Raw genomic sequence first — 12,766 nt, forward strand, 5'->3', positions numbered from 1 at the left:
TGACTCAGGCCGGGAACTCCTCCCGCCGCCGCTCCACTTGACGGTCCCGCTCCTCCGCCAGTTCGGGGTGGCGGGCCCGCCAGTAGGGGTTGTCGTGCGGCAGGGCCGATCCGACCCTGCCGTACATCCCGAAGACGAGCAGCAGGATGCCGATCACGAAGCTGAGCATGCAGTTCTGGATCTCGAAGGCCAGGAAGTTGTAGTCGGTGTCCAGCAGGGCCATGTTCACGAAGCCGCTGAGGACGAAGAGGACACCGAGGGTCATGTTCAGCGTGGACGCGAAGTTCCCGCCGATCACCATGCCCACCAGAAGCAGCAGTCCGACGGCGACCGACAGCCAGCTGAGCGCGCCGTTGGTGTTGAGGCTCCACACCTCGTCCCCGCCGGTGTCGAAGAACCCGATCTTGTCGATGAGGCCGAAGATCCCGAAGATGATCAGACCCAGGCCCATCAGCCCGGCGCCGATCCGGTAGACCAGGTTCAGACGGTGATCGACCGGCAGATGCTCGTTGAACTTGATCCGCCGCCTGGACCGGCCGTGCAGTGCGTGTGTGGCCATCTCCGCTCCCTGGGGGTGGATGCGCCGCTGGAAGGCCGTACGTACCTTCAATATCCGCCCGCCGGGCCTCGGCGGCAATGTCGGGGCGGTGTCAGTGCCCCGTGCCGCGCTCCTCACGGATCCCGGCCACCACGGCCGCCACCGCCCGCCGGACCGCCTCCGTCTCGGTCAGGAAGTGCCAGTAGTCGGGGTGCCGGCCCTCCAGCGTGGCGATCGCCCGCTCCAGCCGGGCCACCGAGTCGTCCAGCGGGCGCGCGTGCCGGGGGTCCGGGGTGTTGCGCCCCGCCATGGCCAGCCGCTGGGCGTCCCGGATCGCGAACCGGGTCCGGTCGATCTCCGCCTGCGGATCCTTCTGCACTGCGTTCAGCCTGGTCAGCCGGTCACCGGCGGCCGAGACCGCCTCGTCCGTGGTGTTCAGCAGCGCGCGTGCCGTCGACAGCAGCGCGATGGCGTCCGGCCAGCGCTGCGCGTCCCGCGCGTTCTGCGCCTCCCTGAGCTTCGCCTCGGCCTGCCGGACATGCTCCCCGGCCTGGTCGGGAACGTGCTGGAGGTCCTGCCAGCAGGCCGCCGAGAACCGTCGCCGCAGCTCGCTCAGGATCGGCTCCACCTGCCCCGAGCGGGTCGTCAGCGCCTGTGCGCGGGTACGCAGCGAGACGAGCCGGTGGTCGATCTCGGCGGCCCGCTCGGGCAGCCGCCCGGCCTCCGCCCGGACCGCCTCCGCCTCCCGCGCCACCCGCTCCGCCCGCTCGAGCGTGTGCGGCACGCCGTGCTGTCCCGCGCCCTGGTTCAGCTTCGTCAGCTCGGGCGCGAGCGCCGCCAGCCGCGCCGCGAGGTCGTCCGCCCGCAGCCCGCTCTCCCGTACGGCGTCCAGCGCGTTCGACGCGGCCAGCAGCGCCTGCCGGGCCCGCTCCACGGCGGGCGCGAGGCGGGCCAGCTGGGTCTCGGCCTTGCCGAGCAGCGGACCCAGCCCGTCGGCGAACCGGTCCAGCTCCTGTTTGACGCGGCCCAGCTCGTCCTTGGCGCGGGTCAGCTCGGTGCGCGCCTGGGCGGCCGCCGAGGCCTCCAGGTCGTCCCGGTCCAGGTCGTGGGCGTCGACGGCGTCGATGTACTGGTGGCTGGCCTCGTCGATCCGCCGGCCGACGGCCTCGAAGTCGGAGACCGCGCGCCGGGCCGCCGGCGAGTCGTCCACGGCCGTGATCGTCTCGATCGAGATCCGCAGGTCGCGCTGGGCGGTGTCCAGTTCGTAGAACGCGGCCGCCGCCGCGTCCTTCGCGGCCTGGGCCTCGGCCCGCTGTCCCTCCGCCCGGCCGCCGAACCAGCGTCGTGTGCCACCGCCGGCGAACGCGGCGGGCAGCGCGAGGGCGGCCACGAGGGGCAGGGCGACGAGGGTGAGGGTGTCCTGCAGCGCACGCGACGGCGGAAGCACGCGGAGCGCCGGGAGTGGACGGAGCGGCCGGAGCGGTCCAAGTCGGGGGAACGCACGGCGGCGCGCGCGGCGCTGTGCGCGCGGCACCAACGGCGAATACGGCTGCGCTGGTGTCGCCGTCACATCCCTCTCCCGTGCTGTGATCCGCCCTGCCCGGTGTCATTCTCCCACCGGTTAAGGACGAACACACGGGTCGGTCAGTTCGCGTTCCTGACGGTGACTTTGCCGTCGGCGCTGCGGGCGTTCACGACATGCGCGCTGGACTCGTCGCGCGGCACGGACACGTCCACTCCGCCGTCGTCGGTCCTGGTGGTCACCCGGTAGGTCGCCTCGGGCAGCGCGATCGTCACGGACCCGTCGTCGCTGACCGACTCCACCCGGTCCGGTACGGCGCTCAGGGTGAGGTGCACCGAGCCGTCCTCGGTGTGCGCGTTCACCGTGCGCGAGGAGACCTCGGCGCGGACGGAACCGTCGTCGCTGCGCAGCTCCAGCGGTCCGCTGGAGTCGGTGACGTGCACGGAGCCGTCCTGGGTGCGCACGCTCAGCGCGTCCCGGAAGCCCTGCGCCCGGACGCTGCCGTCGTCGCTCTCGACCTTCACGGCGAGACCCCGGGGCACCTCGACGCGGTGCTTGGCGGCGCAGTCGGCGACCACGCCGGAACAGCGCATCCGCAGCGTCAGCCGGTCGTCCTTCATCGACCAGGTCACCTTCGGCTCCTTGCCGATGGTGACCGACCCCTGGAACCAGCGGGTGACGTCGACCGTGCCCGCCTTCGCCGTGTCCGACGCGACGATCTCGAGCGCCGAGTCGTCGGAGTCGATCGTGAGCGTGCGGCCCTGAACGGCGAAGGACCGGTGATCGGGATCCTCGTCGTCGGCGGCGGAGGCGCCGCAGCCGGTCGCGCCGGCGGCGAGGGCCACGACGACCCCGGTGACGAGGACCGCGCGGGTGGAACGAGTCGTACGGGCCATGGTGATCTCCCCCTGGGCTGCTTTGCGTTGCCCTGACGACACTAGGGAGCCATCGGCCAACGGACGATCCGGCCCGCTCCCGTATCGGGGTGGGGCTAACCCCCGATACGGGTTTGCGGGGCACGGCCCCGGGCAATGTAGGCTGTCGACTCGTCCTGGGTGCGTAGCTCAGGGGTAGAGCGCCTGCCTTACAAGCAGGATGTCGGCGGTTCGAAACCGTCCGCGCCCACCAGGAGAGCGAGAGGGCCCCCGGAGAGATCCGGGGGCCCTCTCGCGTGTCCGGGTGCGGACGCCCCGATGGGGGTCGGGGCCGGGGCGTCCCGATGGGCTGGGACGGGTGCTAGTCGCCGCCGACCCCCGGTGGGGTCTCGTGGGCGTGTTTCAGGCTCATGCGTGCCTCCACCCGGTCCGGGGCCGCGACCTCCGCCCAGTACCGGTGGCAGGTCACGAACACCGCGAGCTCGTGCTCCCGTCGGCGGAGCTTCTCCACCTCGGCCTGCTCGTCGGCCGTCCAGCCGGGGGACGCGGGGCGCTCGGTCTTGCGCCAGCCCGTGTTGTCACTGAAGCCGTCCAGGGGCTCGACCGACCAGGGCAGCCGCTTCAGCAGGGCCGACAACTCGGCCCTGACCTGATGCAGCTCCTCCTGACCGGCGCGCAGGTCGCTCGGAAAGTCATAGGTCGTAGCCACCCGGCAATGGTACGCCTGTTCGAATTTGAGAGGCGAGCTCCTTGGGGGTGTTCGTGTGAACGTCCGTTCGATTGCGTCTGGAGGGATCCGCCCTCTCCGCGCGTCCGGCAGCGGTTCGTGATCGAGCGATGAGTCGGGGCGGCGGATCGGGTCTGCCCTGACATGACTCGAATCATCGCTGACATCTCGGTCTCCCTCGACGGCTTCGTCACCGGACCCGACCCCGGCCCGGGCAACGGTCTGGGCACCGGCGGCGAGGCCCTGCACACGTGGGCGTTCTCCGACGACCCCGACGACCGCCGCCATCTGCGTGAGGGGACCGCCCGCTCGGGCGCCGTCGTCCTCGGCCGCCGGCTCTTCGACGTGGTGGACGGACCCGACGGATGGGACGACAGGACCGGCTACGGCGCCGCCGAGGTCGGCAGGCCCGCGTTCGTCGTCGTGACGAGCTCACCGCCGAAGTCGGTGCGGCTCAGCGGTCTCGACTGGACGTTCGTCACCACCGGCCTGGCCGACGCCGTCGCCGCCGCGCGCGAGCGGGCCGAGGCGGCGTCGGCGGACAGCGGCAAGGACCTCGACGTCGTCCTCATGGGCGGGGGCGCCACCATCGGCTCGGCGCTCGCCGCCGGGCTGGTCGACGCGCTGACGCTGCACCTCGCACCCGTCGTGCTGGGCGCCGGGACGCCACTGTTCACCGGCGCGGCACCGCGCACGCTCGTGCAGCGGAGCGTGACCTCGACGTCGACCGCGACGCACCTGACCTACGACATCCTCTGACGACGCCTTCGCGGGAACCCCATCGAGCAGTCGACGGCGCTCATGGGTGCCGTGGTGACCCGCGAGGGTCCTCACCCGGCGCGCGGTGGGATCGCGCACGTGGGGGTGGCGCCGGGCAGGCGGTGGCGGTTGCGCGACACCCAGCGGTAGACCGGGCGGGCCAGGGTGCGCACGCCGGGCAGCCGGAGGACGGCGGCGAGGGTGCGGTACGCGGCGGACGGCGAGGTGCCCAGCCAGCGGGCCAGCGCGTCGGCCCCGCCCGCGAGGACCGTGCCGCCGCGCAGCAACAGCACTTCCCGGTCCAGCCGTTCGAGATGCGGCGCGATCGACTCCCCGGGCAGGAACTGCCACGGAACCGCTTCCAGGGCCGGTGCGGCGAGGTCGCGGATACGGTCGACGGACGTCCGGCAGAAGCCGCAGTCCCCGTCGTAGGCGAGAACAGGGAGTGCGGAGGCCGGACTGTGCGGAGTGGTGCTGGGCACTGGTTTCCCTCCACTTCCCGCCCCCGGTGGGGGGCCGTAGGCACGGCCGGGCCCCCGGCCCCGCGCTGACTGTTCCTCCCTGCAGCGTCGCACGGCTGCCGCGAACCGCCGATGCCGGACACGGCCCAAGGGTCGTCCCGCAAGCCCTGGTGGGTCAGCGCGCGGCTTCACCATGCGGTGCGTCGCGAGGCGGAGGCATGTCCGCATACTGGATGTATTCGGGCGTTCCGACGACGCGGTGAGGTGCCGTGGCTGTCGTCGTGCGCCCGCCGGGGACGACGGGACAGTCCTTGGGGTGACGCGCATGGAGGAACGGGACGTGGAACAGGTGCGGCTGGTGCCCTGGGCGGAGGGCGACTTCTGGCTCCTGCAGCGGACCAACAGCCCCGCCATGACGGATCAGTTGGGTGGCCCGGAGAGCGAGGAGAGGCTCGCCCACCGGCATCGGCGCTATGTCGAGCCGTCCTCCGGGCGCATGTACCGGGTCACGCTCGCGGACACCGGCGAGACCGTCGGCTCGATCGGGTACTGGGAGCGCGAGTGGCGGGGTGAGCGGGTCTGGGAGACGGGCTGGGGGATCCTGCCCGAGTTCCAGGGCAGAGGGCTCGCCGCGACGGCGGCCCGGGCGCTCGTCGGCGTCGTACGGCAGCTGGCCGGCCAGGGCGGCCACCCCGCTCTGCACGCGTTCCCGAAGGTGGAGCACGCCGCGTCCAACCGGGTGTGCCGCAAGGCCGGATTCACACTGCTCGGGCAGGCCGATTTCGAGTACCCGAAGGGGAACCCGATCAGATCCAACGACTGGTACGTCGACCTGCGCACCGGCCTCGACGCCGTCGGCGGGTAGCGGCGCGGTCCTCGCCCACCGGGCGGCCGTCTCGTCCGGCGGGGCGAGACGGCCGGCGGCGCGAGACGGTCGGCGGGGTGCGGAGGACCTGCGGGCGGGGAGGGCCTGCGGGGCGCGGACGGACGGTCGGCCCCGCGGATGCGGTGGCCGGCTCGGAGGTGATCGTGGCACCGGGCCGGGGTGCCGAGGCAGACTGGAGGACATGTGCCGGAGTATCAAGACGCTGCGTCCCCCCGCCCTGCCCGAGGAGGCGACGGAGGACGAGGTGCGCGCCGCCGCCCTTCAGTACGTCCGTAAGGTGTCCGGTTTCCGGGCGCCGGCCGAGCACAACCGGGAGGTGTTCGAGCGAGCGGTCGAGGCCATCGCCGCGGCCACGGCGGAGTTGCTGGACGGGCTGGAGGTGCGCGGGGCCGGCCGGAGCACGGCGGCCTGAGCGCGCGCACAGGGCCCGGACCGGCGCTCAGGTCTCGGAGCGGGGGTCCGGTGCCGGCAGGCCCTCGGAGCAGGGCCCGGCGCCCCGTCGGCGCGCGGATCGGCTTGCCGGACCCGCGGCGCGGGCGTGCCCGTCGGAGAGGAGCCGGGCCCTGCCCAGGCCCGCCGGGCCCTGCCCAGGCCCGCCGTGCCCTTCGCCGCCCGCCGTGCCCTACGCCGCCGGCTGCCGTCGCATCACGTACGCCGCGGCCGCCCCCGCGCCCAACAGCGCGAGCACCGACACCCCCGTCGCCAGCCAGGTCGTACCCAGCCAGTGGGCGCCGAAGTAGCCGAGGGCGGCGCTGTAGCCCGCCCAGGACAGGCCCGCCAGCGCGGACCAGGGGAGGAACTCACGGGGGCGGCGATGGGCGGCGCCCGCGATGAGGGAGACGACGGAACGGCCGGCGGGGGCGAAGCGGGCCAGCACCACCAGGGCGCCGCCGCCCCGGGCCAGTGCGTCGCCGAGACGTTCCTGCGCGGTGGTCAGCCGGCGGGAGCGGGAGATCGCCCGGTCCAGGCGCTCACCGCCGCGCCACGCCAGCCGGTAGGCCACCAGGTCGCCCAGCACCGAGGCGGTCGTCGCGGAGAGGATCAGGACCATGATGTCCGGTACGTCGTGCGGGACCTGGCCGGTCGCCGCGCCCGAGCCCGCCGCCGCGGCCGTGGCCGCGGTGATCACGAGCACCCCGCTGGGCAGCACCGGCAGGAACACGTCGAGGAGGACCGACAGGCCCACCACCGCGTAGATCCATGGGCTGCCGAGCAAAGCCCCCACACTTTCGACCACCGCTGACTCCCCGTGTCTCCCCCGTGACGGCCGACCGTGCCGCTGTGTCGCGGGGGAGCGGCAGGTGCGGCCAATGAACAGCCATACAGCGTACGCCCGGGGTGTGACAGCAGATTCACGGGGGGCTCATGTGTTCGGTACAACACGTTCACCCGTGGCGGGCACCACGTGCTGATCCGCCGTCACCCGGGCACGGAGAGAGCCCGGGTGACCGCGGATCGCGGTGCCGTTCGGACCGTGGGTCAGGCGGAGACCGTGGCCTTGCGCGCCGCGGGCTCCCGCTCGGTGGCCGTGCGGCCGGCGAAGAGACGGTCCACGCCGAGGGCGCCGGAACCGGTGAACACCAGCAGCAGGAAGGCCCAGCAGAACATCGCTGAGGCCTCGCCGCCGTTCTGGATCGGCCAGAGGGCGCCCTGCTGGTGCACGTCGAAGTAGGCGTACGCCATGGAGCCCGAGGCCAGGAACGCGGCGGCCCGGGTGCCGAGGCCGAGCAGCACCAGGCTGCCGCAGACCAGCTGGATCACGGCCGCGTACCAGCCCGGCCAGGCGCCGGCGTCGAGCGTGCCGCCGTCGGTGCCGGCGGCGCCGCCGAGGACGCCGAAGAGGGAGGCCGCGCCGTGGCAGGCGAAGAGAAGGCCCACGACGATGCGGAAGAGGCCGACAGCGTACGGCTGTGCGGCGTTGAGGCGAGCGGACATGGTGGGGGGTGCTCCTTCGGTTTCGGTCGGGCCGGTCCCGGATGGGGGATGGACCGGTCGGTGGGGGCGGCGGTACCGAATGAGCGACACACGTTAAGCGGACCTGATCGATGCTTGCAAGTTCAACTTTTAGCCACGGGTGAGGTTCCCCCGGGGGTTCCGCTTGGGGTTCCGTAAGGGGTTCGACCTCCCTGATCGCCGTTTGGGGAGCGGCTCTCGCGGCCGCGTCCGCATCCGAAAGCGTGACCGAATCCACTCCTGGCCGGGGGCCCGCAGCGGTGACCCGGTGCACGTCTTCCGTGGGCACTTCGGAGGCGAACCGCCGTGCGTGCGACCGGTCTTGACTGCCCATCAGGTCGTGAGGCGCGGCGTCACGTCCGGTCCGCACGGTCACGTGTCCGTCCACCGTGTGGAGGCGGCACCGGCCGGTCCTGCGCAGCCGGGCCGGCAGTTCGTCGGTGGTGCGGCGGACGTCCGGTTCCGGGAGCCGCGCCTCGATGAGCGTCGTCACACGGACGGCCGAGCCCGGCACCCCCGGCGCGTGCGCCCGCCAGGCCCCGTCCTCCTCCCGCACCTCGAGCCGGCGGCCGAGCACCTCCACGGCCCCCGCCGCCACGGGAGCGGCCGGCTCCTCGGCGCGGCGGGCCGATGGACAGGAAGCCGTTGAGCGGGGTGTACCAGCCGTCCGGGCCGGGCTGTTCGCGCGAGTGGGCCGGGCCGACGCCCGCACCAGCGCCGTGCAGGAGACCGTCTCCACCTCCTTCGCCACCCACGGCCATGTCCCGGCCCTTCCTCAGGAGGTCAGGTCGGACTCCGCCACCTTCGTCAGCGCCCCGTCGCCGCCCGCCTTCTCCAGCCGCAGCCGGGCCGAACGCCCGCGCAGCGTGAGGAACATGAGCTGGTTGCCGAACCACGGTCCGCCCTTCTTCCGCCAGTGGACGGGCGGCCGGGGACAGCGGCCGTGCCGGCGGAGACCGCGGCCGAGTGCCCGGGCCACGGCGCTCCAACCGAAGCGGAAGCCCACCCGGATCGACACGGGAACGGAGTTGTGGACGGGGGAGCAGGTGAGCTGGAGCACCCGCGCGTCGGGGCCGGGGCCCTCGTGCCAGCGCGGCTCGGCCACGTACGCGTGGTGCACGTCCCCGGAGAGCACGAGCACGCTCGCCGGTGCCGACGCCCCCGTCCCCGTCTCGGCGATCAGCTCCGCCAGCGCGGAGAAGGACTCCGGGAAGGCCGCCCAGTGCTCCAGATCCGCCCCTCGCCGTATCTTCTCCCCGACGCGGGCCCAGCGCGCCCCGCGCTCGCCCCGGCACAGGGCCGCGTCCCACGCCTCGGCGTCGTGCACCAGATGCGGCAGCAGCCAGGGCAGCGAGGTGCCGATCAGGAGGTGGTCGTAGGAGCCGGGACCGTCCAGGACCTGTTCGCGCAGCCAGGCCCGCTCGCCGGGGTCGAGCATCGAGCGCCCGTCCTCGTCGAGGACCCGCGCCGCCCTGCTGTCGACCATCAGCAGCCGCACCCGCCCGAAGTCGCGCCGGTAGCTCCACCGCGCCGACGCCGCGTCCGCGTCGGCGCGGGCGGCGAAGGCGCGCAGTTCGTCGGTGCCGTCGGGGGCCTCGCGTACGGCGGCGTAGAGCGGGTCGGCGGCCAGCTCGGCCGGGGAGAGATTCCCGAGATGCTGGTGCACCCAGTACGACATCAGGCCGCTCAGCAGCCGCTCACGCCACCAGGGTGTGGCCCGCATGTCGGCCAGCCAGGCGGCGGAGGTGTTCCAGTCGTCGATGACGTCATGGTCGTCGAAGACCATGCAGCTGGGCACGGTGGACAGCAGCCAGCGCACCTCGGGGTCGAGCCAGGACTCGTAGTAGAGCCAGGTGTACTCCTCGAAGTCCGCGACCCCGGCGCCCGGCGGGTCGGCGAGGCCGCGGCGGGTGGCGATCCGTTTCCGGGTCGCGTCGGACACCTCGTCGGCGTACACCTGATCGCCCAGCAGGAGCAGTACGTCCGGCCGTTCGGCCGCCGGATCGGCGGCGAGGCGCGAGGCCAGGCTGTCCAGGGCGTCGGGGCCGACCGGGTCGTTTCCGCCGGCCGGTGGCGCCGCCCAGCGGCAGGAGCCGAACGCCACCCGGACCACTTCGCCGGCGTCGTCGTCGGCGCCGACCTCGGCGGGGGTGCGGATCTCGGAGGGCGGGAAGCGGGAGTCGGGCAGCGGCCACACGCGGGTGCCGTCGAGGAACACCTCGTACGCCGTGGCCGTGCCCGCCGTCAGGCCCGTCACCGGGACGAGGGCGTAGTGGTGGCCCGCCACCTGGAAGGTGCGGGCGGTGCCGTCGGCGCCGTCCGCGCAGCGCACCCGGGCGGTGCACGGGCGGCTCGCCTCGACCCAGACGGTCGCCGTCGAGCCGTCGGCGTATCTCAGCAGTGGCCCCAGCCGCAGTTCGGTCACGCGATCACCCTCCTCCGTCGCCCCGTACGGTACGGAACGACGGAGGGGAGTGGGGAGATCCCTGCGGGCGCGAGTCGATCAGCAGCTCGAGAGGTAGCTGGTGAGCGCGCTCTTCTCGGCGGAGTCGACGGACAGGTCGTAGTAGTACTTCACCTGCACCCAGGCGCGGACGTAGGTGCAGCGGTACGAGGTGAGCGACGGCATCCACTCTGCCGGGTCCTGGTCGCTCTTGGACTGGTTCACGTTGTCCGTGACGGCGATCAGCTGCGGGCGGGTGACGTCGTTGGCGAAGCCCTGACGCTGGGCGGTGGTCCAGGCACTGGCCCCGGAGTCCCAGGCCTCGGCGAGCGGGACCAGGTGGTCGATGTCGAGGTCGGAGGCGGCGGTCCAGGTGGCGCCGTCGTACGGGGAGTACCAGCTGCCGCTGGTGGCGGTGCAGGCGGAGTTGGTGACGATGTTCGTACCGTCCCGCTTGAGGATGTACTCACGTGTGTTGCACGTGCCGCTGATGGTGATCCAGGTGGGGAAGAGGTCCCGGTCGTAGCCGGTGCGGTTCTCGGTCTTCACGGTGAGCGAGGCGAGGTAGGTGCGGGCGGTGGCCGCGCTGACCGGGGTGGGGAGGGCGGCGGAGGCGGTCGGGGAGTTGAGGAGCCCGACCGAGGCTATGAGGCCGGTGAGGGCGGCGAGTATGCTCAGCCGTCCACGCGCGTAGAACTTCGACATGCGAACTCCAGGGGAGAAGCGGGGTGTTGGAGCGCGAGCGAGGGAATGCTCGCGGCCGCACGTTGCGGGGAGGTGTGCGCCCGGTTAGAAGTTAGTGACGGGTACATGACACGACAAGGTTTATGGCAGAACGATCTCGTACAATGGGGAACGCAGAAGGGGAGTAGCTCTTCGCCGGACCGTCGACATACTGCTCAGCTCGCCTGAGCCGGCGCCCGGAGGCAGACCCGTCACAGGGCCGGCCAGCGAGACCTTCGGCAAGCAGTGCACATCCGTGCCGCACGGCAGGGATGACATGTGTGCTGCCGTGCCGAGGTGTCTTCTTTCCCGAAGCGTCTTTCCTGAGGCTTCAGGACTCTCGGTGGGGCAGCCCCGACCGATCGAGGAACCTTGATCAGCATCACCGTGACGGCGCTCGTCTTCGGCGTCGTCTTCCTGGCCGAGCTGCCGGACAAGACCGCGCTCGCCGGCCTCGTCCTCGGCACCCGCTACCGCGCCTCGTACGTCTTCGCCGGGGTCGCCGCCGCCTTCGCGCTGCATGTCGCGCTGGCCGTCGCGGCGGGCAGTGTCCTGACCCTGCTCCCGCAGCAGCTCGTGCAGGCGCTGACCGGTGTCCTGTTCCTGGGCGGCGCGGCGGTGCTGCTGCTGAAGAAGGACGAAGGCGAGGAGGAGGTCCGGCGGCCGGAGAACCAGTCCTTCTGGAAGGTCGCGGGCACGGGCTTCATGCTCATCCTCGTCGCCGAGTTCGGCGATCTCACGCAGATCATGACGGCGAACCTCGCCGCCCGCTACGACGATCCGCTCTCTGTCGGGCTGGGTGCGGTGCTGGCGCTGTGGGCGGTGGCCGGACTCGGCATCGTCGGCGGAAAGGCGCTGATGAAGCGGGTGCCGCTGAAGCTGATCACGCGGATCGCGGCGCTGCTGATGCTGGCCCTCGGGGTGTGGAGCCTGTGGGAGGCGATCACCGGCTGAGCCGAACGGCGGGTGAACGCTCCCCGGCGACTTCCGGCCGGGGTGGCGGCGGACCCGCATTGTTTTGTACCGTGGAGAAACAAAGTGGCTCCCGCTCGTTTTCCCTGACCGGCGGGCGGGGCCGCCTTGTCTCTTCCTACCTGGAGCTGCTCATGCCGGTCCTGACCGCCCGCGCCCTCCTGCTCGACATGGACGGCACCCTCGTGAACTCCGACGCCGTCGTGGAGCGGATCTGGCGGCGCTGGGCCGACTCGCACGGGCTCGACGGGGACGAGGTCATGAAGGTCGTCCACGGACGGCAGGGGTACGCCTCCATGGCCGTACTGCTGCCCGGCCGGCCGATGCACCTGAATCACGCCGACAACGCGCGGATGCTGGCGGAGGAGACCGCCGACGTGGGCGGTGTCGTGCCGGTGCCCGGCGCCCCGGAGTTCCTCGCCTCCCTGCGGGGCGTCCCGCACGCCCTGGTCACCTCGGCGGACGTCCCGTTGTCGACCGCCCGGATGGCCGCGGCGGGACTGGCGCTCCCCGAGGTGCGCGTCACCGCGGAGTCGGTGGGCGCGAGCAAGCCGGACCCGGAGGGCTTCCTGAAGGGCGCGGCCGAGCTGGGGGTCGCCCCGGCCGATTGCGTGGTGTTCGAGGACTCGGGGGCGGGCATAGCGGCCGGCCGCGCCGCCGGAATGCGGGTCGTGGGCGTCGGCCCGCGGGCAGCCGCCCACGACCCCGACGTGGTGGTCCGGGATCTGCGTGAGGTGCGGGTGGAGACGACGGAGTCCGGGGCGCGGATCCACGTGGCGTGATTCGGCGACGCCTCTGCGGTTCGTGGTCTCACGGCCGGGAGGCGGTTCGGTTCGGGTGGGGCGGGTGGCGGGGTGCGCAGGCCGGGGTGCGGCTCCGCGTGGCGTGAGGCGCGGGGTCGGGGCTG

The 12,766-nt window shown here is 72.7% G+C and carries 14 protein-coding genes, 1 tRNA gene and 1 pseudogene; 6 read left to right on the forward strand and 10 right to left on the reverse strand.

Features of this window, described 5'->3' with window-relative positions:
• Window positions 1–4 precede the first annotated feature (4 nt).
• The 3 genes from ACIPFH_RS03860 to ACIPFH_RS03870 all read right to left on the reverse strand — a co-directional run bounded on the left by ACIPFH_RS03860 (window position 5) and on the right by ACIPFH_RS03870 (window position 2,956).
• Complete coding sequence (locus ACIPFH_RS03860; RefSeq protein ID WP_401822756.1) at window positions 5–559, reverse strand: DUF4383 domain-containing protein; 555 nt, start codon at window positions 557–559, stop codon at window positions 5–7.
• Between the two features lie 91 nt (window positions 560–650).
• A complete protein-coding gene (locus tag ACIPFH_RS03865; protein WP_401822759.1) occupies window positions 651–2,108 on the reverse strand; it encodes a hypothetical protein in 1,458 nt (485 codons plus the stop codon).
• Window positions 2,109–2,182: 74 nt separating this feature from the next.
• Window positions 2,183–2,956, reverse strand: coding sequence for a DUF4097 family beta strand repeat-containing protein (locus ACIPFH_RS03870; protein ID WP_401822762.1), 774 nt, complete (start codon window positions 2,954–2,956; stop codon window positions 2,183–2,185).
• Window positions 2,957–3,113: 157 nt separating this feature from the next.
• Between ACIPFH_RS03870 and ACIPFH_RS03875 the strand changes: the two genes are divergently transcribed.
• Window positions 3,114–3,188: transfer RNA gene (locus ACIPFH_RS03875), tRNA-Val, on the forward strand.
• Window positions 3,189–3,296: 108 nt separating this feature from the next.
• On the opposite strand, the gene ACIPFH_RS03880 is transcribed toward ACIPFH_RS03875, so the two are convergent.
• On the reverse strand, window positions 3,297–3,644 hold the full coding sequence (locus tag ACIPFH_RS03880; RefSeq protein WP_401822764.1) for a hypothetical protein: 348 nt from the start codon (window positions 3,642–3,644) through the stop codon (window positions 3,297–3,299).
• Between the two features lie 162 nt (window positions 3,645–3,806).
• Here ACIPFH_RS03880 and ACIPFH_RS03885 point away from each other — a divergent pair, with 162 nt between their 5' ends.
• Window positions 3,807–4,421: a dihydrofolate reductase family protein gene (locus ACIPFH_RS03885; RefSeq protein ID WP_401822767.1), complete on the forward strand. Its 615-nt coding sequence runs from the start codon at window positions 3,807–3,809 to the stop codon at window positions 4,419–4,421.
• Window positions 4,422–4,492: 71 nt separating this feature from the next.
• On the opposite strand, the gene ACIPFH_RS03890 is transcribed toward ACIPFH_RS03885, so the two are convergent.
• Window positions 4,493–4,903: a thiol-disulfide oxidoreductase DCC family protein gene (locus ACIPFH_RS03890; RefSeq protein WP_401822770.1), complete on the reverse strand. Its 411-nt coding sequence runs from the start codon at window positions 4,901–4,903 to the stop codon at window positions 4,493–4,495.
• A 304-nt stretch (window positions 4,904–5,207) separates the two neighbouring features.
• Here ACIPFH_RS03890 and ACIPFH_RS03895 point away from each other — a divergent pair, with 304 nt between their 5' ends.
• Window positions 5,208–5,747 (forward strand): GNAT family N-acetyltransferase, encoded by a 540-nt coding sequence (locus ACIPFH_RS03895; RefSeq protein ID WP_401823741.1) that lies wholly within the window; start codon window positions 5,208–5,210, stop codon window positions 5,745–5,747.
• A gap of 202 nt (window positions 5,748–5,949) precedes the next feature.
• Window positions 5,950–6,180: a DUF2277 domain-containing protein gene (locus tag ACIPFH_RS03900; RefSeq protein WP_356247591.1), complete on the forward strand. Its 231-nt coding sequence runs from the start codon at window positions 5,950–5,952 to the stop codon at window positions 6,178–6,180.
• Between the two features lie 210 nt (window positions 6,181–6,390).
• Here ACIPFH_RS03900 and ACIPFH_RS03905 read toward each other — a convergent pair whose 3' ends face one another.
• From ACIPFH_RS03905 to ACIPFH_RS03925, 5 genes and pseudogenes are all read right to left on the reverse strand, one after another.
• On the reverse strand, window positions 6,391–7,005 hold the full coding sequence (locus ACIPFH_RS03905) for a VTT domain-containing protein (RefSeq protein WP_356247589.1): 615 nt from the start codon (window positions 7,003–7,005) through the stop codon (window positions 6,391–6,393).
• A gap of 242 nt (window positions 7,006–7,247) precedes the next feature.
• Window positions 7,248–7,703: a DoxX family protein gene (locus ACIPFH_RS03910; RefSeq protein WP_401822774.1), complete on the reverse strand. Its 456-nt coding sequence runs from the start codon at window positions 7,701–7,703 to the stop codon at window positions 7,248–7,250.
• A gap of 106 nt (window positions 7,704–7,809) precedes the next feature.
• Window positions 7,810–8,389, reverse strand: a pseudogene (locus ACIPFH_RS03915) (FAD-binding protein); the annotation flags it as partial.
• Between the two features lie 107 nt (window positions 8,390–8,496).
• Window positions 8,497–10,146 carry an alkaline phosphatase D family protein gene (locus ACIPFH_RS03920; RefSeq protein WP_401822777.1) on the reverse strand — a complete coding sequence of 550 codons (1,650 nt, stop codon included), beginning with the start codon at window positions 10,144–10,146 and terminating at the stop codon, window positions 8,497–8,499.
• Window positions 10,147–10,224: 78 nt separating this feature from the next.
• On the reverse strand, window positions 10,225–10,869 hold the full coding sequence (locus tag ACIPFH_RS03925; protein ID WP_401822779.1) for an HNH endonuclease family protein: 645 nt from the start codon (window positions 10,867–10,869) through the stop codon (window positions 10,225–10,227).
• Between the two features lie 390 nt (window positions 10,870–11,259).
• Between ACIPFH_RS03925 and ACIPFH_RS03930 the strand changes: the two genes are divergently transcribed.
• Window positions 11,260–11,841, forward strand: a complete 582-nt coding sequence (locus ACIPFH_RS03930) for a TMEM165/GDT1 family protein (protein WP_401822782.1) — start codon at window positions 11,260–11,262, stop codon at window positions 11,839–11,841.
• 152 nt (window positions 11,842–11,993) lie between these two features.
• On the forward strand, window positions 11,994–12,641 hold the full coding sequence (locus tag ACIPFH_RS03935) for an HAD-IA family hydrolase (protein WP_401822784.1): 648 nt from the start codon (window positions 11,994–11,996) through the stop codon (window positions 12,639–12,641).
• Window positions 12,642–12,766: the final 125 nt, after the last annotated feature.

The sequence above is a fragment of the Streptomyces sp. NPDC088157 genome (assembly GCF_044741545.1).
Taxonomy (GTDB): Bacteria; Actinomycetota; Actinomycetes; order Streptomycetales; family Streptomycetaceae; genus Streptomyces.